Raw genomic sequence first — 23321 nt, 5'->3', positions numbered from 1 at the left:
TGGGCCGCCGGTCTACATCAGCAGGGCGCTGACCAGGTCTTTCCTGGCGGCGGAGGTGCTGCTGCCAAAGTCCAGGGCGGCTTCGACATGGTGCAGGTGGTCCAGCATGATGCGGGCCGCCTGGTCGGCGTCGCCGGCCTTGGCCGCGTCCAGGAAGGCGCGATGCTCGTCTGCGGAGCAGGCGGTGTCGCGCTCGGACTGGTACAGCATGGTGATCAGGGTGCTGCGGCCCACCAGCTCGCGCACGATTTCGCGCAGCACCTGGTTGCCGACCACATCGGCCAGCAGTACGTGGAAGTCGCCCAGCAGCTGCTGCCTGGCCTTGGACGGCGCCTGGTCCAGCGAACAGCGTTCCTCCTTCAAGTGCTTTTCCAGGCGCCGGTAATCGGCCGCCTTGGCCCGGGCCACGAATTCGTGCGCCAGCGCTCCCTCCACGATGCGGCGCGTGGCGAAGATTTCGCGCGACTCGGTCTCGCTGGGCTGGGCCACGAAGGCGCCCTTGTCCGGCACCGCGTTGATCAGCTTGTCCTTGGACAGGATCAGCAGCGCGGCGCGGATCTTGGTGCGGCTGACCGAATACAGCCGGCACAGCGCTTCTTCTCTCAGCCTGGTTCCCGGCGGGAGCTTGCGGGCCGCGATGGCCTCGGCGATGTCGTGGGCGATGTCGGCGGAACTGCCGCTGTTGCGTGGCTTGTCGATGGGGATGAGGGCAGGCATGGCCCAATGATACATTGCCATTGCAATTTATGTCAGCCAAGGGCCGCCGCGTTCAGTGGACCGCGCCCTTCACGGCTTTCTGTTCCTGCACCAGGATGAAGGGGCTGACCACCACCGCCCATAGCTCGGCGTTGGCCTCCAGCCAGCCCTGGGCCTGCAGGTCGCTGACCTTGGCCAGCAGGCCGGCGTTCATCCATTGGGTGATGCTGGCCTTGTCGTCATGCGAAATGCGCACCGCCACGTCCACCAGGTCCAGTGAGTTGGCCACCCACACCACGTTGCCGGCGGCGAAGTGCTTGAGCAGCTCCACCCACGGCAGGCGGGCGGTTTCGCGGTTGACCTTGAGGCGCAGGTCGGTATCGTTTTCTGGCTTGGTTTGCATCATATGGCTCAACAGGTTTCGATGATCGGTACGGGGTTGCCCCGCCATGTTAACCGATACACGGGGCCTTTGCGTACATTGCCCACCAGCGCGGGGCGGAAGCAGGCCAGGTTGGTGCCGCCGGCGCGCCGCACGCTGGGATAGATCAGGCCCAGCGAACCGCTGTCGAGCAGGCGCGCGGCCAGGGCCTGGGAGGCGATGTAGCTGTCCGGGTCCAGGCAGTCGGCAAAGCGCTCATCGCCTCGCAGGTCATGAAATTGGGCCGTGAAGTCGGCCAGCATGGCCTGGTACTGCACGCTGTCGTCGTAGCGGCCGATCTCGGCATATTCCACCGCCTTGTGGAAGCTGACCTCGGCCAGGGCCGTGCCGGCGTCGAAGGCGCAGTACCAGGCGCCGCGCTCGCCGTCGTTGAAGCGGCTGCCTTCCGGCCGTGCATAGGTGTAGGCGGCGTTGATGATGCGGAAGTTGGGCACGCCGAACACCAGTTCATCGATGTCGATGCCAGCCGCCGCGCCGTTCTGCGCCAGCAGGCGCGCGTTGGTGGCGTTGTCCAGGTCGAACAGGTCGTGCAAGTGCGCGTCGCCGTCGGCCAGCGGTGACAGCACGGAATCCTCGACATCGGCAAAGCGCGAGGGCAGCAGGCGGCAGGTGTCGAACTGCCGCAGCATGGCCAGGGCCGGGGTGTGCTTGAACGGCACTTACAGGCCCCCGCGGCGTGCGTCCAGCAGCTTGCGCGTCGTTTGCATGGCCAGCAGGCCGCCGGCCAGCATCACGCTCAGCGGGGTGCGGCCGCCGAAAATGGTGTTCTTGTTGGGCAGGGTCGGCCACTGGTCGGCCAATTTGTCGCCATACAGGATGTGCAGCGCCTTGTAGATGCCCAGCAGGTAGGAGATGCGGGTGATGCAGTCCACCTCCAGCACCCGGTCCGGTTTCTTTTTCCAGTCGTAGTAGGTGCTGCTGGAGACGCCGCCCAGCAGCTGGCGGGCGTCCTCGTCGCGCACGCCCCACGCCTCGATCAGCTTGAAAAAGCCCTTCAGGGCCGATTGCGACAGGCGCTCGCGCTCGGCCTTGGAGTTGAGGTCCACCAGGACCGTGGGCTCGAAACGGCTCCTGGGGTAGGCATAGTTGAGATGCATGATTCCTCCGTCGTTGGAGTGGTTATACTCCGATTTCGGATGAATTGCAAACTGATTCTGGAGTGCTGGTGTCAGGCCGGCTCCGCGTGCTCCACCAGCAATTGCACTTTGGTTACGCCGTTATACTCGTTGGCGTCCAGCCGGAACGCCACCCGCGCGCGGTCCGGCAGGGCGTCGACATGGCCGAACCAGATCGCATCGTAGCGCCTGCCATTGCGCTCCAGCAGCAGCTTGAGGTGGCGTTCCTTGAGGATGCGCTGGCTGACCACGCGGAATTCGTCGCAGAACACGGGCGGGGCGAAGCCCTGGCCCCATACCTGGCCATCCATCAGTTCAATGAAGGCGGTGCTGTAGTACTCGTCCTCCAGCGGTCCGTCGGTCTCGATTACGCGCTCTAGCTGCTGCCGGGTAAGCCAAGACCGCCCCACTTCCTCGAAAGCCTGCGCGAAGGCCTCGAAGGCCTCAGCCCGTATGGTCAGCCCGGCCGCCATGGCGTGGCCGCCGAACTTCTCGATCAGGCTGGGCGCGCGCTTGGACACCAGGTCGAGCGCGTCGCGCAGGTGGAAGCCCGGGATGGAGCGGCCCGAGCCCTTGATCCAGCCCTCGGCGCCGGGCGCGAAGGTGATGGTGGGGCGGTAGAACTTTTCCTTCAGGCGCGAGGCCACGATGCCGATCACGCCCTGGTGCCAGGAGTCGTCGAACACGCTGATGGTGCTGCTGTCGGCCGGCGTGTAGCGGTCCAGCTGCAGCAGGGCGGTGTCCTGCATCCCGGCTTCGATCTCGCGCCGCTTCAGGTTGATCTCGTTGAGCTGCTGGGCCAGCTGCCAGGCGCGCGCCTCGTCGTCCGTGACCAGGCATTCTATGCCCAGCGACATGTCTTCCAGGCGGCCGGCCGCGTTCAGGCGCGGGCCCAGGGCGAAGCCAAGGTCGAACGGGTTGGCGTTGCGCGGATCGCGTCCCGCCACCCGGAACAGGGCCGCCACCCCGGCGTGCATGCGGCCGGCGCGCATGCGCTTCAAGCCCTGGGCCACCAGGATGCGGTTGTTGGTGTCCAGCTTGACCACGTCGGCCACCGTGCCCAGCGCCACCAGGTCCAGCAGGCTGTCCAGCTTGGGCTGGGTCTGGGCGTCGAACACGCCGCGGCGGCGCAGTTCGGCGCGCAGGGCCAGCAGCACGTAGAACACCACGCCGACGCCGGCCAGGTGCTTGCTGGGAAAGCCGCAGGCCGGCTGGTTGGGGTTGACGATCACGCGCGCGTCCGGCAACTCGTCGCCGGGCAGGTGGTGGTCGGTCACCACCACGTCGATGCCGCGCCGCCTGGCCTCGGCCACGCCGTCCAGGCTGGCGATGCCGTTGTCGACCGTGATGATGATGTCCGGTTCATGCTCGCGCGCGGTCAGCGCCACGATCTCGGGCGTCAGGCCGTAGCCGTATTCGAAGCGGTTGGGCACGATGAAATCGATACGCGCGCCCATGCTGCGCAGGCCGCGCAGGGCGACGGCGCAGGCGGTGGCGCCGTCGCAGTCGTAATCGGCCACGATCACCATGCTGCGGCCGGCGGCAATGGCATCGGCCAGGAACACGGCGGCGGCGTCCACGTGCAGCAGGCCGGAGGGCGGGATCATGGCGCCCAGTTCGCTGGCCAGCTCGCCGGGATCGGCCAGGCCGCGCGCCGCATACAGGCGCGCCAGCACCGGGTGGATGCCGCCCTGGCGCAGCATTTCCGCTTCGCGCCAGGGGCAGGGACGGGTGGCGATACGGGTCATGCTGCTTTCCCCAGCAGCGAGAGGGAAGGCTTGCGCCAGAACTGATACAGGCCGTAGCGGCTGCAGCCGACCTCTATCCAGTCGTCGCGGTGGCCCAGCACCAGCGCCAGGCGGCCAATGCTTCCGGCGCGCAGGGCGGCCAGCAGGGGAGCCAGCCATTCCGTGTCCAGACGCTGCAGCTGCTGCAGCCACATGCCCCAGTCGCCGGCCTGGGCGTCGGGTATCAGGTCGGCCAGCATGATGGCGGCGTCGCGGCCGTCCGCCACCAGCTGCGCGGCGGAGACCTGGCGCAGGGCCGGTGCGCTGACGGCGCTCATCCACGCCGGCAGGCCGGCCGCGGCGGTAATGCCCACCGCCGGCTGGGCGGCGGTGACGGTGAGCGCATTGGCGCCGCCCCACAGCCACAGCGAATTGACCGGCTGCAGGCCGCGCGCCTGGCGCGCCTCGTTGACGGCATGCTCGTGCCACAGCATCTGCACCTCGTTCTGCAGGCGGCGGAAAGCGCGCGCCTGCTCGCCGCTGGGCAGCCAGTCGCTCAAGCTCTGGCTGACCACGGCGTCCGGGCTGGCGGTGGACAGGCCGGCCCAGTCGTCGGCGCGCAGGAACCACAAGTCGGGGCCGCCATACAGCAGGGTCTTGCCGGTCTCCTGCACATAGGGCAGGGCCAGCGCGAACAGGGCGCGCGACTCTTCCTCGGCCAGGCGCAGCAGGCGCGGCTCGGCCAGCAGCATGTGGGTGCGTGAAATCTGCACGTGGATGGGCTGCAGCACGAACCAGTGGCCTTGCTGCGCTTCGGCGCCCAGACCGCAGCCGCGCATGGCGGCCACCGCCAGCGGCGCGTCGGCGCGCGGCCGCTGCGGCGCGCCGGCCAGGCCCAGCGCATGCGCCAGCCAGGCTTCGTGCGGCAGCACGCGGCTGGCGTCGTCAAGATGATAGGAATGCAAGTTACTGTGCCGTGAAAGCAACATTGCCAGGGCGGGCGCCTGCACGGCGCGCAGCAGGTCTGGCGCCATTTCCGCAGGGGGGAGGGCGAAGGGCAAGGCGAGGGTGATCTGTGTCATCCCGCGATTGTAGGGCATAGCAGGCTGGAATGGACACTTGATACTTGTCGCTGACCCTTCCGGTTGGCGCATCGCTGGCACGCGCCGTGAGGTCCCGCCCGGGGCGTTTTCCATTTGGTGCGGTGTTTCACCCATGAAAGTGCCAAGATATGGCACACTGCGGGCTTTGACACTGACGGCTGCTATCCCGCCCCATGCGTTTCATCCAACAATTGCCCTATGAATGGCTGGTCGGCCTGCGCTATACGCGCGCCGGCAAGCGCAGCGGGCGCAATTCCTTCATTTCCTTTATCTCCCTGATTTCCATGGCCGGCATCGCGCTGGGCGTGGCGGCGCTCATCATCGTGCTGTCGGTGATGAACGGCTTCCAGAAGGAAGTCACCGACCGCATGCTGTCCGTGCTGGCGCACGTCGAGGTGTTCGACGCCAGCGGTTCCATGCCGCAGTGGCGCCAGGCGGCAGACGAGGCGCGCCGCAACCCCGAAGTGACCGGCGCGGCGCCGTTTGCCGAGACCCAGGGCATGCTGGTGCGCGACGAGGTGCTGCGTCCGGCCGTGGTGCGCGGCATCCTGCCGGACATGGAGCCGGCCGTGTCGGATGTCGCGGCGCACACCAAACGCGGCAGTTTCGATGCGCTGCAGCCGGGCGCCTACAACATCGTGCTCGGCATCGAGCTGGCGCGCGCCCTGCGCGCCAACCTGGGCGACAAAGTGACCCTGGCCCTGGCGCAGGGCCAGCCCACCCCGGCCGGCATCCTGCCGCGCCTGCGTTCCTTCACCGTGGTCGGCATCTTCGAGGCCGGGCACAATGAATTCGATTCAGCGCTGGCCTTCGTGCACCTGACCGACGCCGAGAAGCTGCTGCGCATAGACGCCCCTTCCGGCCTGCGCCTGCGCCTGAAGGACATGCAGCGCGCGCCCGAGGTGGCCGTGGCGCTCAAGCAGAGCATGAGCGGCGACCTGGTGATGCGCGACTGGTCCAGGCTGAACGCCAACTGGTTTGCCGCCGTGCACACGGAAAAGCGCATGATGTTCATCATCCTGGCCCTGATCATCGCGGTGGCCGCGTTCAACCTGGTGTCGACCCTGGTGATGACGGTGACCGACAAGCAGGCCGACATCGCCATCCTGCGCACCCTGGGTTCCTCGCCGCGCTCCATCATGAAGATCTTCATGATACAGGGCGCGCTGGTGGGCATCCTGGGCACCATCATCGGCGTCGGGCTGGGCGTGCTGGTGGCGCTCAACATCGACGTCATCGTACCGTTCATCGAACATCTGTTAGGAGTGCAGTTCTTGTCCAAGGATATCTACACCATCAGCACCGTGCCGTCCGATATGCGCTGGCCGGATGTGTTCCAGATCGGCGCCATGGCGGTGCTGCTGGCCTTCGTCGCAACCCTGTACCCCAGCTGGTGGGCGGCCCGTGTCAAACCGGCGGAGGCGCTGCGCTATGAGTAATCAGGAGAACCAACCGGTGGTGCTGTCCTGCCGGGGACTGGGCAAGACCTTTACCCAGGGCGCCTACGCGGTGCAGGTGATCAAGGACATCAGCCTGGACGTGCGGCGCGGCGAGCGCGTGGCCATCGTCGGCGCTTCCGGCTCCGGCAAGTCGACCCTGCTGCATCTGCTGGGCGGGCTGGATACGCCCACCGCCGGCAGCGTCACGCTGCAGGGCCAGGACTTCGCCAGCCTGAGCGAGAAGGCGCGCGGCGATCTGCGCAACGCGCAGCTGGGCTTTGTCTACCAGTTCCACCACCTGCTGCCGGAATTCTCGGCGCTGGACAATGTCGCCATGCCGCTGTTGATACGCCGCACCAAACGGGCCGAGGCCAACGAGGCGGCGCAGCAGGTGCTGGCGCGCGTCAACCTGGCCAAGCGCGTGACCCACGTGCCGGGCGAGCTGTCCGGCGGCGAGCGCCAGCGCGTGGCCCTGGCGCGCGCCCTGGTGACCCGGCCGGCCTGCGTGCTGGCCGATGAACCGACCGGCAACCTCGATCACGGCACGGCGCAGCAGATCTTCGACCTGATGCTGGAACTGTCGCGCACCCTGGGCACGGCCTTCGTGATCGTCACCCATGACATCGAGCTGGCGCGCCGCTGCGACCGCGTGCTGCGCATGACCGACGCCGGCCTGCAGCCCGACACGCTTTAAGAGTCCGCCATGTGGATAGACACCCATTGCCACCTGGACGCCCATGAATTCGGCGCCGAATCGGCCAGCCAGGCCGCGCTGGCGGCCGGGCAGGGTGTCGCCATGATCGTGATTCCGGCGGTGGAAGTGGGGAATTTTTCCATGGTCCGGCAGTTGGCCCACAGCGTGGACAATGGCTGCTACGCGCTCGGCATCCATCCCATCTACGTGCCGCACGCCAGCGAGGGTGATTTGCTGCTGCTGCGCGAGCGGGTGGCGGCGGCCATGGACGACCCGCGCTTTGTCGCCATCGGCGAGGTAGGGCTGGATTTCTTCATCCCCATGCTGACCGAGCCGGCCATGCGCGACAAGCAGGTCCACTTCTTCCGCGAGCAGCTCAGGATAGCCCGTGATTTCGGCCTGCCGGCCCTGATGCATGTGCGCCGCTCGCAGGACGTGGTGCTCAAGCATGTGCGCCAGATTCCGCCGGCCGGCGGCATCGCCCATGCCTTCAACGGCAGCGTCCAGCAGGCGCAAGGCTATATTGACGCCGGCTGCAAGCTGGGCTTTGGCGGCGCCATGACCTTCACCCGCGCGCTGCAGATCCGCCGCCTGGCAGCCGGGCTGCCGCTGGAATCCATCGTGCTGGAAACCGATGCGCCCGATATTTCCCCGGCCTGGGTCCATCCCGGCCGTAACAGTCCCGACCAGATCCCCCGCATCGGCGCCATGCTGGCCGAACTGCGCGGCATCAGCGTGGACGAAGTGGCCACCGCCACCGGCGCCAACGCCCGCGCCATCCTGCCGCGCATGACGATTTAACCCTGCAGTTGCGCCAGGAACGCATCAACGGCATGCCGATCTCTTTCTGTTTTCGCATTCCTGCGCAGCACCGGCGCGACGTGATACGCGACAAGCTTCAGATCATCGGCATTGGATGGCAGTGCGTCTTTCACAGCGGAGATCAATGACGGCAGCGACATGAACGATGCCAGCACTTCGTATGGCTTGGCGCTGGCGAACGGCATATTCCGCAGGTAAAAGCGGGCCAGACGTATTTGATCAGGCCGCTTCCAGGAACGATGCGCCATGACGGTGAAGGCTGCACCACAGCTGGCGGTATCAGCCGGATAGCGCTCCATAAGCAAGGTCGCGGCATCCCTCGAGGAGAGTGTAGTGATCGTCTCAATTGCACTCTGATCCATCATGCTAGCCCCCTCAATATTGCACAAATAAGCCCAGCGGTAAACCGGCGGCATATGCCATTGATGCGGTCGGTTGATATTGTCCAGAATCGTTCTGCCAGTGGACCATTGTCCCACGTCGCGGCCCTGCATTGTTCGCGAATCGTACTGATCCCGCGTATCTGACGTCAGCGCCGCCGCTCAAGCCGAGGTGGGTTGAAAAAGCAAAGCTACCATTTGGACGCGCCACGCGAATGATCCCACTACGCATCGTTACAAAGTCATACTTTCCTGATGGCGTAACGCGCTGTCCGTAAATGCTACGCAGCCAATATCGTCCATTGGCGTCCTGAAACAAGAAACGCAAGGCCTTCTGTAAAACGACGGGGTCACCAGGACGTAAATTGCTGAACATATCGGCCACGCGCAGATCTGGAAATCGTTAGCGTAGCCACTTTTGTACATTTATTTATACTCCTGCAGGTGGCGATAGATCAAACTCCGTTGCCTTGACCATCGCTACCATCGCCTGATGCCAACTGGGCAGTGGGAGGCGCGATGCGTGGATGGGTGCTGGGATGGGTGGCGGGAACCATGCTGTTGCAGGCACAGGCCGTGTTGCCCCGGCCAGGCTGGTGCTGGCTGTACGCAGCGCTGGCGCTGGGCTTGGTGGCGCCGCTACTCGTCCGCCGCAAAACGGGCGCCATCCGCGACAAGCTGGCCAGGCTGCTGGCGTGCGCCATGGCCGCAGGCTTGCTGGGCTTTGCCTGGTCGGCGGCCGTCGCCACGCATGTGCTGGACGATGCCTTGCCGCTGGCGGATGAAGGACGCGATATCGTCATGACCGGTGTGGTGGACAGCCTGCCTTACCGGTTCGAGCAGGGCGTGCGATTCAACTTTGCCGTCGAATCCGAGGGCGTGGCGCCGCGCCGGGTGGCGCTGTCCTGGTATGCCGGGTACCGGGGCGCGCTGCGCGCCGTTCCCGATGTACAGCCGGGCCAGCGCTGGCGCTTCACTGTACGGCTGCAGCGCCCGCATGGCAATGCCAATCCTTATGGTTTCGATTACGAGGCCTGGCTGCTGGAGCAGGGCGTGCGCGCCACCGGCTATGTGCGGTCCGACAGCCCCAGCGCCAGGCTGGCGGACGTCGTGCCCGGCTTCGGCTACGCGGTCGAGCGCTGCCGCGCCGTGCTGCGCGCCCGCATCCTGCGGGCGCTGGCGGGCAAGGAGTATGCGGGCGTGATCGTGGCCCTGGTGGTCGGCGACCAGCGCGGCATCGGGCAGGACGACTGGCAAGTCTTCAACCGCACCGGAATAGGTCATTTGATCTCCATCAGCGGCCTGCATATCACCATGGTGGCGGGCTTGTTCGCCATGGCGGCCTTCAAGCTGTGGGCGCATTCCTTCCATACCCATGCCCAGCTGCCGCTGCTGCTGCCGGCGCAAAAGGTGGCGGCGCTGGCGGGCGCGCTGGCCGCCTTTGCCTACGTGCTGCTGGCCGGCTTCGGCGTGCCGGCCCAGCGCACCTTGTACATGCTGTGCGTGGTGGCCATCGCGCTGTGGAGCAACCGCATCACGGCTTTTTCGCATGTGCTGTGCTGCGCGCTGGGCGTGGTGGTGGTGCTTGACCCCTGGGCCGTGATGTGGCCGGGATTCTGGCTCTCGTTCGGTGCGGTGGCCATCATCATGTACGCCACCGTCGGGCGTACTGTGCAGCGCGTTCGGCGCCGCCCGGCCGGGCCGCAGGCGGCGGAGCAGGCGCAAGCGCCATGCGCCGGCCTGCGTGGCGCGATGTACGCCGCCGTAGCCACGCAATATGCGGTGACCGTTGGGTTGGTGCCGCTGACCATGCTGCTGTTTTCGCAGGTGTCGCTGGTCAGCCCGCTGGCCAACGCCATCGCCATTCCGCTGGTCAGCCTGGTGGTGACGCCGCTGTCGTTGCTGGGCTGCCTGTTGCCAGCGCCGCTGGCGACGCTGGTGCTCGGGCTGGCCCACCTGCTGGTGCAGTGGCTGGCCGCGCTGCTGCAGTGGTGCAGCGCCTGGCCGGCCGCGGTCTGGAGCGCACCGGAGCCGCCCTGGTGGGTCTTTGCCTGGGCGCTGTTCGGCACCCTGTGGCTGCTGGCGCCGCGCGGCTGGCCTCAGCGCTGGCTGGGGCTGGCGACCTGGGTGCCGCTGCTGGCGGCCCAGCCCACGCATCCCGAGCCGGGCAAGCTGCGCATTACGGCCTTCGACGTGGGGCAGGGCATGGCGCTACTGGTCGAAACCAGTGGCCACCGTCTGCTGTACGATACCGGCCCGGCCTACACGCCCGAGTCCAACGCCGGCAACCGCGTCATCCTGCCTTACCTGCGCTCGCGCGGCATCCACAGGCTAGATGGCGTGATCGTCAGCCACAGCGACACCGACCACGCCGGCGGCGCCCTGCAGGTGCTGCAAGGGGTGGCGGTGGGCTGGCTGTCCTCCTCGCTGCCCTTGGGACATCCGGCGGTGCGCGCGGCAGCCGCCCACAGCCGCTGCATGGCCGGGCAGCGGTGGGGCTGGGATGGTGTGCAATTCGAGATGCTGCACCCGGCGCCGGAGAGCTATCAGGACGCGGCGCTCAAGCCCAACGCACGCGGCTGCACACTGAAGATCACGGCGCGCGGCGGATCCGTGCTGCTGGCGGCCGATATCGAGGCCCGCCAGGAGGCCGAGCTGCTGCGGCGCGTTGGTACCAACCTCAAGGCCGACATCCTGCTGGCGCCGCACCACGGCAGCGGCACCTCGTCCACGGCCGCTTTTCTGCAAGCCGTGCGGCCTGAAGTCGCCCTGTTCCAGGTCGGCTACCGCAACCGCTATCGCCACCCCAAGCAGGAAGTATGGGACCGCTACGGCGCCCTGGGCATGCGCCGCCTGCGTACCGACGCCAGCGGCGCCGTCACTATCGATATCGGGGACGGCATCGGGTTGGAGGAATACCGCCGTGAGCGGACCCGGTATTGGTATGGTTACTGATTCCCTTGTTCAGATGTAGGGGATATAGCGCATGCCCGCCACGATTTCGGCATGGACGGCGGCTGAGTTCTCGGGACTATTGCTGAATGACAGCAGCACCTGGGCGCGCGACAGCACGCCGTGTTCGATGATCTGGCTCCAGTAGTCGAAGCCCCCCTGGTCCGGCATACGGTGCAGTACATTCTGGTACAGGTGCGTGATGAAATCGCCGTTGCCCGACGACTTGCCGTATAAGTTGGAAAATTCCGTGCTGTTGATGAAACTCTCTGCAATCTCCTGCATGGACACGTTTTTTTCTGCCCGCGCTAGCCAGTAGCCCAATCCACCCTCATCGGGCTTGCGGTCGAAGGCGGCGCGATACAGCTGGTACAGCTCTGGCAAGGTACCGCCCTGGTCGAAGGCGACGGTGGCATCGTCGAACTGCATGCGCTCCACCGACTTGAAGGTCAGGCCATATTCACCCAGGTGTCCAACCCGTCCCGCGCTGACGAAGTACTCATTGCTTTTGCCTGCGAAAACAACGGTGTCGGTGCCGGCCCCGCCGTTGTAGGAGAACACACCGTCATGTCGCTGGGCTGCGTAAAACACGTCATTTCCGTCGGTCCCGCCGTCCCGATACGGGTAGGTCAGTCCGCCCGAAATTGAATCGACCAGGGTGACATTGCCATCCTTGTCGGAGACCAGGCCTGCCGACACCACCAGCTTGTATGTCGTGTTTGGCAGTAAAACCGGTGCCCCCACCAGCTTGACGTGAGTGCCATAGATGACTTCCAGCGTGTGGTTGGCGGTGCTGAAAGTGGCTACTGTGGCGCCACCGTCGATGCTCAGTGTCACCGTACCCTCGCGCAGTTGCACAGGTTCATTGAAGATCAGCGTGATGGCGTCCCAGTCATCGGGGTCACGATGCGAATTTTGAAATGGGGCGTTCAGGCTGAACAGCTCTGGCGCTTGAATATCGGCCCCGTTTTGCTCGCCATAGATGGTCAAGCTGTAGCTACCGGTGTTCGTGCTACCGGTGCTGACCTGCAGATAGTACGTGCCGCTGCGTTCGACAGTCGCGTCCATCTCGTTGCGCGAGGTGCTGAACCCCCGGATCGAGGCCTCGGAATAGACCGTGCCGTCAGCTCCCATCAGGACGAGCTCAAGGATGCCGTCCGTGGTGTCCAGTGTGCCGCCTTGTGTACCCAGGGCAGATACCCTGAATTCGTAAGGCACGCCTTGCTTCAGATCCACCTTGAACCAGTCACGGTCGCCCGCATAGTCGATGGCTGCCCTGGTTGCCTTTCCGTGTTCCAGCAAGGCGGTGGTGCTGCTGTCTGCCGCCTGTGCGTCGCCTTGCTGGCTGTAGGACGTCAAGGTGTACCCTACATTGAAGGTGGCACTGTTGCCACCGACCACGAGATAGTAATCTCCGCTGGCCTTGGCCTGGTAGCTCAGCAACTGGTCCGTCCGTCCGGCAGGGCTGTTAGCGGTGTACTGTACGACCTTCCCCTCGGCATCCACCAGCTTGAGCTCGGACATCGCGGCCCGTTGGCCATTGCTGTAGGTGGCGTGCAGGCCGAACGTGTACCCTTGGCCGGCCAGCAGGCTGACCTTGACCCAATCGACATCCCGGGCCAGGTAAGCGGTGGCGCTCAAGGTTCCACCTATCGGCAGGGTGGCGCTGGTGTTGCGGTCAGCACTGATATCGTCCGGAGGGATGATTTCGCTTCTCAATGTATAGCTGCCACTGTAGTAGCTGTCGGTAACCCCCAGGTAGTAATCCCCACCGAGGGTGCTGCTGACAGTCAGCACCGAGCTTCCATCGCCTCGCCCAGAGGCGTGCAGGTCGATATCCTTGCCGTTGGCATCGTATAACTTGAAGTTGCTCCGCTCCGATGAGCTGTTCAGGATGAATGCATACGCTTGCTTGGGCAGGAGTGTAATCTTGAACCAGTCCTCGTCCAACGGTGATTCCAGCGTGCCCGCTACGGTACCCCCGGTCGGCAAGCTGCCCGCCGTGGTGTTGTTACCCGCGTAGTCATCCAATGCCAAGGCCACCATCAGTTGATAACCCATGCTGGCGATCACTCCGGGGCCGTGATGGACGGTAACGTAGTACGCGCCGTTACCGGCCGCAGTGAAATCGAGGTCGCCGATGCCGTAGGCATAGCCGCCAAGACCGATCGGCGGGGTGACATCGAGCGCCGGCGCCGCCTGCGCACCTCCCTCATCGCTTTGTCCTGTGGCATGGACGTGGTAACTGACTCCCGCCTGAACCGGTATTGCGAAGGTATCCTGATCATAATCGCTTTCAAGCCTGCCGGCCTGTTCCAGCCCTATCTGCAGTTCGGTTGCACCTTCCTGATAGTCAACGTAATCATCGCCGGGAGTGATTCCGCTTGCTGCCTTCTCTACAGTGGCCATTTCTAATTGATTTTTTATGAATTGATATTTTTGCAGCCAGATTGCGAATTTGCAAGGATATTTTCCAGCTGATATACGATTAGAGCGCTAGCACCAATCGGCAACGGGATATGGCCGTTACAATGCAAAAAAACACACAGGGAGGCCGTTTCCGTATTGAGGAGACGCAGGAATCACCGATGAACAAACCCAAGCTGCATTTTGCCCACGCCAACAGCTACCCGGCTGGCGTGTACCGCCAGTATTTCGCCTTGCTGGCTCCTGACTTCGACATCCAGGCGCTGGACATGCATGGCCATAATCCGCGCTATCCGGTCACCAGCAACTGGCCGCACCTGGTCCAGGAATACATCGAAGAATTGACGAATCGCTACGACGAGCCGGTGATCCTGGTTGGACATTCCCTGGGCGGCATGCTCAGTCTGCTGGTGGGCAAGGCCAGGCCGGATCTGGTGCGTTGCGTGGTGATGCTGGATGCGCCCGTGGTGGCTGGCTGGCGCGCCTGGGTGTTGCGCATGATTAAGAGCTTGGGCCTGGGTCAAAAGGTGCCGCCGGCCAAGTTCTCCGTACGCCGCCGCCATGTCTGGCCGGACGCCCGGGCCGCCTATGAGCATTTCGCCGCCAAGGACATCTTTGCGGCCTGGGCCCCCGGGGTGCTGCAGGACTATATCGACAGCGGCCTGAAGCCGCACCCGGACGGCGTCCAGCTGCGCTTCACGCGCGAGCAGGAGACCGCCGTCTATCAGAACCTGCCACACCACCTGGGCGGGCTGCTGCGCTCCGGCTATCCGGTGCCGATAGGCTTCATCGGCGGCACCGACTCGTGGGAAACCAGCCAGTCCGGCCTGGAGCACACCCGCGCGCTGGTGGGCCGCCATTTCCGCCTGCTGCCCGGCGGCCACCTGTTTCCCATGGAGTCGCCGGCCGCCGCCGCCCAGGCCACGCGCGAGATGATAGGCCAACTGCTGGCCGATGCGGGCGCCGTCCCGGTCCGCCGGCGGGCATGACGAAGCGGCAAAATTGTTCTGCCGCAGTGGCGGTTTCGCGTAAAATCTCGTCTTCACCAGATTTCACAGTGGCTTTGCGATGACGATTAAAAGCGATAAATGGATACGCCGGATGGCGGAACAGCATGGGATGATCGAGCCGTTCTTCCCCGACCAGGTGCGCGCGGAGGATGGCCGCAAGGTGATTTCCTACGGCACTTCCTCTTACGGTTACGACATCCGCTGCGCCGATGAGTTCAAGGTCTTCACCAACATCAACAGCACCATCGTCGATCCCAAGAACTTCGATTCCAACTCCTTCGTGGACATCAAGAGCGATGTCTGCATCATCCCACCGAACTCGTTCGCGCTGGCCCGCACCATCGAATACTTCCGCATCCCGCGCAACGTGCTGACCGTGTGCCTGGGCAAATCGACCTACGCGCGCTGCGGCATCATCGTCAACGTGACGCCGTTCGAACCGGAATGGGAAGGTTATGTGACCCTGGAATTTTCCAACACCACTCCGCTGCCGGCCAAGATCTACGCCGGCGAAGGCTGCGCCCAGGTGCTGTTCTTTGAAAGCGACGAGGTGTGCGAGACCTCGTACAAGGACCGCAACGGCAAATACCAGGGCCAGCACGGCGTCACCCTGCCCAAGGCTTGAGATAGCGGGCCAGCGGGCCCTTCAGCACCGGCGCTGCCCGGCGCCCGGCGCCGTGTTCAGGCCGTGGCTGGCGCCACCGGCAGGGTGATCTCCACGCACAGGCCGCCGTCGGGGCGGTTGCTGGCCTTGATGGCGCCGCCATGCGCCTGCACCACGTGCAGGGCGATGGCCAGGCCCAGGCCGTGGCCCTCGGTGCTGGCGTTGGCCGAGCGGAAGAAGGGCTGGAAGATGGTGTCCAGGTCTTCCGGCGGCACGCCCGGGCCGCGGTCCAGCACCCGCACGATCAGCTGGCGCGCCACCCGCACCGCCTGCAGCTGCACGGTGCCGCCGTCCGGGCTATGCTTGACGGCGTTGCGCACCACGTTCTCGATGGCGCGCGCCAGCAGATCGGTGTGCCCCACCACCATCACTTCGGCTTCGCCCTCCAGCACCACGTGACGCCCATGGCTGGCGGCTTCGAATTCGGCGTCGCCGGCGATTTCCATCAACAACTCGCCCATGGGGATCTCGTCGTGCAGGGCGCTCATGGCGCCGGCCTCCAGGCGCGATAGCGTCAACAGCTCACCCACCAGCTTGTCCATGCGTACGCTCTCGCGTTCTATGCGCTCCAGCGAGGCGCCCAGCTTGTCAGGGCGCTGGTGCGCCAGGCCGATGGCGGCCTGCAGGCGCGCCAGCGGCGAGCGCAGCTCGTGCGAGACGTCGTGCAGCAGGCGGGTCTGGCCTTCGATCAGGTTGCGCAGGCGTTCCGTCATCTGGTCGAAATCGCGGCCCAGGTCGTGCAGTTCGTTGCCGCTGCCGTTGACGTGGGCGAAGCGCGGCGCCAGGTCGCCGCCGGCGGCCGCTTCGAAGGCGAGGCGCAGTTCGCGGATAGGGCGCGAGAAATACCACGCCAGCAGAAAGGCGAACAGCAGGCTGGCGGCCACGGCGGCGGCGATCGGCAGCCAGGGCGTCATCGGCTGGAAGCGCGGATTGAAGCCGCGCCTGCGGTCGAAGAAGTCGCGGTTGTCGGGCTGGCCGAAGCGCTCCATGCCTTCCGGACCGCCGGGCGGACCGGGCGGCGGTCCGGCGTTGGCCGGGGAGGGCGTGGCGCCGCCCTGCGCAGGCGCCGCCAGAATGGCCGGAGAGCCTGTCGCTGCCGGCGCGGAGGCCACCTGCGCGCTGGCCGGGCCAGGCACCGAATCGTAGGCGGCGCTGGCCGCGCCCGCACCCTGCGTCGTCGCCGCAGGGCGCTGCTGCTGCGGGCCGCCAGGCGCGCCAACACCCGGTCCGGGGCGGAAACCACCAGGACCGGCATTGCCCGGCGGGCCATTCTCCGGTCCGCGCGGCTCCTGCAATGCGCGCAGGCCCAGCGGATCGACGGTGCGTCCGCGCAGCGTAGCGACGATGGGATTGCTGTCGCCACCCATGCCGGGATGGCCTCCGCCGGACGGGATGAACAGCAGATAGCGCTTGCCTTCGGTGTCGGTGACCTGGCGCACCACGCGCCGCTGTCCGCCGTTGTGCCTGTCCGCCTGCCTGCCGTCCTGGACCAGCAGGTAGCGCGCTTCGGCCAGCATGGGCTTGGTGACGATGCGGCCCAGCATTTCATGGTTTTTCTCGTCCACGGCGTAGACGCGGTGCATGTCCATGTTTTCCAGCATGCTGCGCAGCGCCTTCGGCCCGCCATATGCCAGGGTGGCGGCGGCCGAGGTGACCGCCATCTCGGCTGGCGGGCTGGTATCCAGGTCGGCCGTCGGGTCCTTGGCTTCCTGGCTGCGGTTTTTCAGCCAGACGGCGCCGCCTATGCCCACCGTGGCGGCCAGCTGGGCCAGGAGTATGCACAGGAAGAACTTCCAGAACAGACGGCCCAACACTTACTCCTTGATCAGCTGGTAGCCCAGCCGGTATACCGTCTGCAGGCAGGAGCGGCCATCGGCGATGGTGCCCAGCTTGTGGCGCAGGCTGCTCAGGTGCACGTCGATATTGCGGTCGAAGCGCTGCATGGGGCGGCCCAGGCCCTGCTCCGACAGGGTGTTCTTGCTGACCGGACGGCCGGCGTTGCGGGCCAATACCTCCAGCAGGTTGAATTCGGTGCTGGTCAGTTCCAGTTTGACGCCGCCCCATGCCGCGCGGCGCTGCTCCGGCCACATGGTCAGCTGGCCGACCGTGATGGCGTTGCTGGCGCCCGCCTCCTGGGGCGCGCTCTGGGCCCGCCGCAGGATGGCGCGGATGCGCGCGGTCAGCTCGCGCGGGGTGCAGGGCTTGGCCACGTAGTCATCGGCGCCCAGTTCCAGGCCGACGATGCGGTCGGTGTCGTCGCCGCGCCCGGTCAGCATGAGGATGGGCAGCTGGCTGGTGGTGCGGATACGGCGCAGGGTTTCCAGGCCGTTCATGCGCGGCATCATGACATCCAGGATGGCGATCGCGTACATGCCGGTGTAGGCCTCGGCCACGCCGGCTTCGCCGTCGTGCACCGCCTTGACCTCGAAGCCTTCCTGTTCCAGGTATTCCTTGAACATGCCCACCAGTTCGATGTCGTCGTCTATCAGGAGTACTTTACTCATTGCTGCAAGTTCACTTCAGTTTCGATTTCACTATGATAACAGCGCCCATTGTTGCGCCAGAGTCCATTTACCCGCTTTTACACCGCTTCCCCGCGCTGGGCAAGAAGCATTCTTTACATCGTTTTACCCGTGACTTACAGCGCTTTACACCCCTGCCTCCGAGAATGAGCACTCCCCACCCTACGAGGATTGTTTGCATGAAAAAAATTCAAAGAGCTAGCGTACAACAGATCGTGCTGGCCGCCGCCCTGGCGCTGCCTCTGGGCTGGTCCCACGCCGCCGATCTCGATAGCGGCGCCGCCGCTGCGCCGGCCCACGCGGACGACGGCGCTCCTGGCGGTCCCGGCCCGCGCGGCCCGAATGCGGAGCGCGGCCCGGGCGCCGACTGCGGCCCGGCGGCCGATGGCGAGCGCCGGAGGCCGGGCGGGCCAGGCGGCCCCGACGGTGAACGCGGCGAACGGCGCGGTTTTGGTCCCGCGCATGGCGGCCCCGAAGGCGGTCCGCGTGGCGGCCAGGACGGTGAGCACGGCCCGGCGCCATTTGGTCCGGGCTTCGGCGGCCCCGGCGGATTTGCCGGTGGCCCTGGCCCGCGTGGCCTGCATGGCGTCGAGCTGAACGAAGCCCAGGAGGACAAGGTGTTCGCCATCCTGCACGCCGAAGCGCCTTATCTGCGCGAACAGGGCAAGATCGCGGCCAAGGCGCGCGAGGCGCTGCAGGCCCTGGCCAGGTCTGACAAGTTTGACGACGCCAAGGCGGCCGCACTGGCCCGGGAAGCAGCCCAGGCTCAGGCCAACATCGGGCTGCAGCATGTGCGCACCGAACAAAAATTGCTGGCTGTGCTGACGCCGGAGCAGCGCAAGAAGCTGGCAGAAGACAAGCCGCAGCGTCCGCCGCGGCCTTGATGGCAGTAACGCAGTACCTGTAGTGCCCCCCAAACCATAATTTATTCACCGGAGAGTATCAATGTCCATCAGCGCCCTGACCTCAAGCTCGGCAAGTCAACTGAGCTATTTGAGCAAACTGAGCAGCACGTCGTCGACCAGCAGTGTCAACGGCGGCGGCGAAATGCCGCCGCCGCCTCCGCCCGATGGAGGCGGCGGCTTCATGGATGCGATCGCCAGCGCGCTCGCGTCCATTGGCATCACCGACACCAGCACCAGCGACGGCAGCTCGTCCAGCAGCACCTCGGACTCGTCGGCCACCACCGACAGCACCGACAGCACGGCCGACGCGCAAAGCGTGGCCGAGGCACTGGGCAGCTTCATGCAGAGCCTGATGGGCGCGCTGCACGAGCAGGGCGCCGCCAACAGCGAGGCTCCTCCGGCCTATGGGGAATCCGGTTCCGGCGGTCCGGGCGGCCCCGGCGGCCCCGGCAAGCTGGATGCCGACCTGCAAAGCCTGATCGCCAAGTTGTCGTCCAGCGCGTCGACCTCGGCCGACAGTACCGACGGCTCCGAGGGCACCGACAGCACCGGCTCCACCTCGGACCTGGAAAGCGCGTTCAAGAACCTGCTCGACAAGATCAGCGGCAGCAGCACCGACGGCGACACAGCCAACAGCAAGCTGACCAGCTTCCTGCAGGCGCTGGCCAGCAACTTGCCGGGCAATGGCAGCACCAGCGGCAATCTGGTTAACACTACCGTTTAATCCACCACGATCCGCCGCGGCAAGCCCGCGGCGCGGCGCGCTTGCCGCAGGCCTCTACCCTGGACGGCGCCATGCCGCCCAGCGCTTATCCCCTCGGCCGCATCAGGCCATGAAACCGAGATTCCTGTTGCTGAAATTGACCAGGTTGGGGAAGACGTCGGTCAGCTGCGTGGCCGACAATCCAAACCAGGACGCCAGCGTTGCTCCATACTGTTCCACGGAATAGCTGGGTAACAGGGCCCCGCTACCGACATCCTGTGCGTGGCCGACGCCTGTCACGGGCATCGTTCCATAAATGTTCTTGCCCTTGACCGCGCCGCCGATCACGAAATGGTGAGATCCCCAGCCGTGGTCGGTGCCGTCGCCGTTGCTGCTGAAGGTACGGCCGAAATCGGAAGCGGTGAAGGTAGTTACCTGCTTGCGCATGTCGGCGCCTTGCAGCGTGGCGAGAACGCTGTCGAAATAAGTCATGGCGTGGGCCAGCTTGGCCAGCAGCTCGGAGTGGGTGCCGACCTGCGCATCATGGGTATCAAAGCCGCCCAGGTTGACGTAGAACACCTGGCGCTTGAGGCCCATCGCATTACGCGCGCCTATCATCCGAGCAACGGTTTGCAGCTGCACGGCGAGCGGATTGACGGACGAGGCGCCGGTGACCGGACTGATGAAAGCCGGCGGATTGGGCACGCCGGAGGAGCCGGCCGGCAGCATGGCCGAGCTCAGGGAGGCCTGGCTGGTGATGGCGCGACGCATGACAGCAGCGTGCTCCTTCTGGAAGGCGTCGGTACTGTCCGCAGTGATAATGTTGCGCAGCGCGGAACCGGAAGCACCGAACAGGGTGCCGTTCAGGTTTGCAATGGGCGCCATGTCCGGCGACACCTGGAATTGCTGCACCGTGCGGCCGCTAAGGAACATGGCGTTGCCGTACGCCGAAATGGCGGTGTACATGGAGCTGGTGTTGGCCGAAGCCATCATGTCGGCAAAGCGCCCGCCCCATCCGCTCGACTGGCTGCCTTCGGGAGCCAGGGTTTGCCATGTGGCTTGCTGGTCGTTATGCGAAAACAGCTTGGACGGCTTGGTGTAAGCGCTTGACAGGTATTGTGCCTTGGTCAGCGGCTGCACCAGCGGACCCACGTTTGCCACGATCGCGGCGCTGCCGTTGTCAAACAGGGTTTTCATGCCTTGCAGGCTGGGGTGCAGCGCGAAGGTGCGGCCGCTCTGCGCCGTGGTTGGCGTAATGGGCAGCACGCCGCCGGCGGCGCCGGGCGCTGCCAGCGCGATCGCGCTGCCGGTGGCGCGCAGCCGTCGGTACTCGGACCAGGAGGTGCTGTCGGTTGCCAGCACCGTATTGAAAGCGTCGTTGCCGCCCGTGAGGAACACGCAGACCAGAGCCTTGTAGTCGGCGGCGGTCTGGGCCGCCGCCGTACCCATGGCAGCCAGGTTGAGACTGAACGGAATGGCGCTGCCGCCTGCCAGGGTCAGCATGTTGCCGATAAAGTGACGGCGGGAATTGGGGATATGGGTCATGGTGCCAGCCTTATTTTTGAGCCAGATATTCGGGAGATGCCATCGTCAGGTAGATCGCCAGGTAGACGCGGTTACGCTTGGCGTTGGCGACGTCGTACCCATTCCAGGTTTCCACCTTGGGCTGCACTACCGAGGTGACGGCGGCAATGAGTTGTGAACGTAAGGAGCTGGACATTGTGCCGCTCATGAGTAGCAGATTGATGCGGTCGACCAGTTTGTCCGGGGCATCGACCATGGCCAGCTCGGTGCTGTAGTCGCCCTTGACCTCCGAGTTTTTTCCCACCCCGTAAAGCAGTGCATTCTGCATATAGTTAAGGTAGCCGATCACGGAAGGTTCACCGGTGATCTGCATTTCAGGCGCCACCATGCCGGCGCTTGCCAAAGCGGTGTTAGGCGGTACGTAGCCTGGGCGGTAGAAATTGAAAACCGAAGGCGCGCGCAGCGGGCTCTGGCCCAAACCGGAGACGGCACTGTCGGCTGCCCAGAATAGATACTTACCCGATACTGACGTTGCCTTGAACGCGCGCAGCCAGTTGGCTTGGCGGAGTACCGGCTCACGTAGTTTCTTGGTGGTAGTGGTGTCCATGGCCTCGCTGTCGAGCAGGATGGCCTTGACCACCGCCTTCATGTCGCCGCGCACGCCGGAGCCGTTGTTATTGAACTTGGCAGCAACGCGTGACACATAAGCCGGACTCGGGTTGCTGGTCACCAGTCGCTGGATCAGCTGGCGGCTGATGAAAGGACCAACGTTCGGATGGTTGAACAAGGTATCCAGCGCGGTCTTCACCTCGGACGCTGCGGTGCCGCCACCACTCACGGTCACGCCGAGGAAGGACTTGGACGCGGTGGAGTGGAATTTTGGATAGTTCTGCATGGGCAGCGTGTCGCGGTTGGGGTCCCATACCGTGCCCCAGAAGCGTTCGTCGCTCTGGTCCGGCCCGCCCCAGCTCCAGCCTGTGAAGACCTTGGCCAGACCCATCACATCATCATGGGTATAGGTTTCGACAGGCTTGCCGTCTTGCAGCTTTAACGTGCCATCCTGATTTAGCTGATATAAGCCTATCGTCATCAGCTGCATCAGTTCCCGCGCAAAGTTCTCGTCCGGCATGCGGGTATCGGTTTCTTTCTGGTTACGCAAGTGATTAAGATAGATGCCCATGGTGGGATGCAGGGCCACATCCGTCAGCAAATCGCGGAAATTGCCAAGCGCGTTCTTGCCTAGCACATCGTAGTACGACGACATGCCGTATGGGCGCTGGTACAGTTCGCCATTGACTGCCGATACCACAAAAATCTGCGACAGCGCATATGCCACACGGCCGCGCAACTGATCGAAACCGGTTATGGCCTGCCACCAGAAAGCGCTTTGCATATCCTCTGCAGTCACTTTGGAGCCCGACGGAAGCGACGCCTGCAATTGCGTCATATACGTGGTGAACGATGTCTGAGCCGTCCACAGCTGTACATCCAGCCAGGCTGCCGGGCCATTGGTCGCGACGAAATTGATGGATGAATCGATAGGTCCGAAGCTTGCCTGGCTCAGGAAGTGGGCCGCCGCAGCCGGAGTTACCGCGGTACTGGCGGTACTGGAGGCAGTGGTGCTGCCAGCAGTGCTGGCCGCAGCTCCCTGGCGGACGAGGGCGGTAGTGCCATTGTTTTCGCCGCTGGCAGTGCTTATGCTGCTAAGCAGCACGGTGTTATTTGCTGCGGTGGAAGTATCATTGCTTCCGCCACCGCAGCCAGCCAAGGTGATCATTGCGGCAACCACGGTGCCGCGCACGAGCTTGCTTTGCATTACGTATTGCTCCTGTGAGTTCGATGAACCGATTCTATGGGGAATTTTCCACAAGGATACAAACGTTTCTCTTGAACGTGTGCCAACCTTAACTGTGGGAAATTAAAATCGCAGGAGATAGCAGGAGATCGCAGGCAAATGCGTACAAATTTTCAGCTTGCAAACGAATATTAATTTTCGTCAACGTCGCGTTTGGGCAACGATTTATTTTGCGTTTAGCTAGTTTTCCAGAATTTTATATAGTGCTAACGACAGATATCGTTTTGCAATCATCTGTTTTGCTGAAGACAAGCTGAGCTGAATTCTTGTGGCTAGCATCATGTTAGCCGGATTAATCAGGCAAAATCAAGTGCCTAAATGCATTGCTTTAGAAAAAAATA

The 23321-nt window shown here is 64.6% G+C and carries 21 protein-coding genes; 8 read left to right on the top strand and 13 right to left on the bottom strand.

Annotation, left to right across the window (positions count from 1 at the left end):
- Window positions 1–12 precede the first annotated feature (12 nt).
- From ACLB1G_RS02145 to ACLB1G_RS02120, 6 genes are all read right to left on the bottom strand, one after another.
- Window positions 13–717 (bottom strand): GntR family transcriptional regulator, encoded by a 705-nt coding sequence (locus ACLB1G_RS02145; RefSeq protein WP_491625522.1) that lies wholly within the window; start codon window positions 715–717, stop codon window positions 13–15.
- A gap of 52 nt (window positions 718–769) precedes the next feature.
- Window positions 770–1099 (bottom strand): DUF2288 domain-containing protein, encoded by a 330-nt coding sequence (locus tag ACLB1G_RS02140; RefSeq protein WP_491625669.1) that lies wholly within the window; start codon window positions 1097–1099, stop codon window positions 770–772.
- An 8-nt stretch (window positions 1100–1107) separates the two neighbouring features.
- Window positions 1108–1767, bottom strand: coding sequence for an RES family NAD+ phosphorylase (locus tag ACLB1G_RS02135; protein ID WP_491625668.1), 660 nt, complete (start codon window positions 1765–1767; stop codon window positions 1108–1110).
- 30 nt (window positions 1768–1797) lie between these two features.
- Window positions 1798–2235, bottom strand: coding sequence for an antitoxin Xre-like helix-turn-helix domain-containing protein (locus tag ACLB1G_RS02130; RefSeq protein ID WP_491625521.1), 438 nt, complete (start codon window positions 2233–2235; stop codon window positions 1798–1800).
- Between the two features lie 71 nt (window positions 2236–2306).
- On the bottom strand, window positions 2307–4001 hold the full coding sequence (gene recJ, locus ACLB1G_RS02125) for a single-stranded-DNA-specific exonuclease RecJ (RefSeq protein WP_491625520.1): 1695 nt from the start codon (window positions 3999–4001) through the stop codon (window positions 2307–2309).
- Window positions 3998–5062: a hypothetical protein gene (locus tag ACLB1G_RS02120; RefSeq protein WP_491625519.1), complete on the bottom strand. Its 1065-nt coding sequence runs from the start codon at window positions 5060–5062 to the stop codon at window positions 3998–4000. The genes recJ and ACLB1G_RS02120 overlap by 4 nt, the downstream gene beginning before the upstream one ends.
- A gap of 194 nt (window positions 5063–5256) precedes the next feature.
- Between ACLB1G_RS02120 and ACLB1G_RS02115 the strand changes: the two genes are divergently transcribed.
- Genes ACLB1G_RS02115 through ACLB1G_RS02105 form a run of 3 tightly spaced genes read left to right on the top strand, consistent with a single transcriptional unit; the run spans window position 5257 to window position 8017 of the window.
- On the top strand, window positions 5257–6522 hold the full coding sequence (locus ACLB1G_RS02115) for a lipoprotein-releasing ABC transporter permease subunit (protein WP_491625518.1): 1266 nt from the start codon (window positions 5257–5259) through the stop codon (window positions 6520–6522).
- Complete coding sequence (gene lolD, locus ACLB1G_RS02110; RefSeq protein ID WP_491625517.1) at window positions 6515–7216, top strand: lipoprotein-releasing ABC transporter ATP-binding protein LolD; 702 nt, start codon at window positions 6515–6517, stop codon at window positions 7214–7216. The genes ACLB1G_RS02115 and lolD overlap by 8 nt, the downstream gene beginning before the upstream one ends.
- 9 nt (window positions 7217–7225) lie before the next feature.
- A complete protein-coding gene (locus ACLB1G_RS02105; protein ID WP_491625516.1) occupies window positions 7226–8017 on the top strand; it encodes a TatD family hydrolase in 792 nt (263 codons plus the stop codon).
- Here the strand turns inward: ACLB1G_RS02105 and ACLB1G_RS02100 are convergent.
- Window positions 8014–8403, bottom strand: a complete 390-nt coding sequence (locus tag ACLB1G_RS02100; protein ID WP_491625515.1) for a hypothetical protein — start codon at window positions 8401–8403, stop codon at window positions 8014–8016. The two genes, ACLB1G_RS02105 and ACLB1G_RS02100, sit on opposite strands and share 4 nt — an antisense overlap.
- 10 nt (window positions 8404–8413) lie before the next feature.
- Complete coding sequence (locus tag ACLB1G_RS02095; protein ID WP_491625514.1) at window positions 8414–8794, bottom strand: hypothetical protein; 381 nt, start codon at window positions 8792–8794, stop codon at window positions 8414–8416.
- A 143-nt stretch (window positions 8795–8937) separates the two neighbouring features.
- On the opposite strand from ACLB1G_RS02095, the gene ACLB1G_RS02090 reads away from it, so the two are divergent.
- The gene (locus ACLB1G_RS02090; RefSeq protein ID WP_491625513.1) at window positions 8938–11373 is read left to right on the top strand and encodes a DNA internalization-related competence protein ComEC/Rec2; all 2436 of its coding nucleotides are present in this window, start codon (window positions 8938–8940) and stop codon (window positions 11371–11373) included.
- Between the two features lie 9 nt (window positions 11374–11382).
- On the opposite strand, the gene ACLB1G_RS02085 is transcribed toward ACLB1G_RS02090, so the two are convergent.
- On the bottom strand, window positions 11383–13779 hold the full coding sequence (locus tag ACLB1G_RS02085) for a DUF4214 domain-containing protein (RefSeq protein WP_491625512.1): 2397 nt from the start codon (window positions 13777–13779) through the stop codon (window positions 11383–11385).
- A 179-nt stretch (window positions 13780–13958) separates the two neighbouring features.
- On the opposite strand from ACLB1G_RS02085, the gene ACLB1G_RS02080 reads away from it, so the two are divergent.
- Window positions 13959–14786: an alpha/beta fold hydrolase gene (locus ACLB1G_RS02080; protein ID WP_491625511.1), complete on the top strand. Its 828-nt coding sequence runs from the start codon at window positions 13959–13961 to the stop codon at window positions 14784–14786.
- Between the two features lie 79 nt (window positions 14787–14865).
- Window positions 14866–15432: a dCTP deaminase gene (gene dcd, locus ACLB1G_RS02075; RefSeq protein WP_491625510.1), complete on the top strand. Its 567-nt coding sequence runs from the start codon at window positions 14866–14868 to the stop codon at window positions 15430–15432.
- A gap of 56 nt (window positions 15433–15488) precedes the next feature.
- Here dcd and ACLB1G_RS02070 read toward each other — a convergent pair whose 3' ends face one another.
- Both ACLB1G_RS02070 and ACLB1G_RS02065 read right to left on the bottom strand, forming a co-directional pair.
- Window positions 15489–17282: an ATP-binding protein gene (locus tag ACLB1G_RS02070; RefSeq protein ID WP_491625509.1), complete on the bottom strand. Its 1794-nt coding sequence runs from the start codon at window positions 17280–17282 to the stop codon at window positions 15489–15491.
- 3 nt (window positions 17283–17285) lie between these two features.
- Window positions 17286–17975, bottom strand: a complete 690-nt coding sequence (locus ACLB1G_RS02065; protein ID WP_491625508.1) for a response regulator transcription factor — start codon at window positions 17973–17975, stop codon at window positions 17286–17288.
- A gap of 197 nt (window positions 17976–18172) precedes the next feature.
- On the opposite strand from ACLB1G_RS02065, the gene ACLB1G_RS02060 reads away from it, so the two are divergent.
- Together ACLB1G_RS02060 and ACLB1G_RS02055 are read left to right on the top strand one after the other, a co-directional pair.
- Window positions 18173–18877 carry a Spy/CpxP family protein refolding chaperone gene (locus tag ACLB1G_RS02060; RefSeq protein ID WP_491625507.1) on the top strand — a complete coding sequence of 235 codons (705 nt, stop codon included), beginning with the start codon at window positions 18173–18175 and terminating at the stop codon, window positions 18875–18877.
- A gap of 61 nt (window positions 18878–18938) precedes the next feature.
- The gene (locus tag ACLB1G_RS02055) at window positions 18939–19622 is read left to right on the top strand and encodes a hypothetical protein (RefSeq protein ID WP_491625506.1); all 684 of its coding nucleotides are present in this window, start codon (window positions 18939–18941) and stop codon (window positions 19620–19622) included.
- Window positions 19623–19724: 102 nt separating this feature from the next.
- Here the strand turns inward: ACLB1G_RS02055 and ACLB1G_RS02050 are convergent, their stop codons facing one another.
- Complete coding sequence (locus ACLB1G_RS02050; RefSeq protein ID WP_491625505.1) at window positions 19725–21146, bottom strand: DUF1501 domain-containing protein; 1422 nt, start codon at window positions 21144–21146, stop codon at window positions 19725–19727.
- A 10-nt stretch (window positions 21147–21156) separates the two neighbouring features.
- Window positions 21157–22941, bottom strand: a complete 1785-nt coding sequence (locus tag ACLB1G_RS02045) for a DUF1800 domain-containing protein (protein WP_491625504.1) — start codon at window positions 22939–22941, stop codon at window positions 21157–21159.
- Window positions 22942–23321 lie beyond the last annotated feature (380 nt).

The sequence above is a fragment of the Duganella kummerowiae genome, from assembly GCF_053572355.1.
This window is presented reverse-complemented; position numbering and strand designations above follow the sequence as displayed.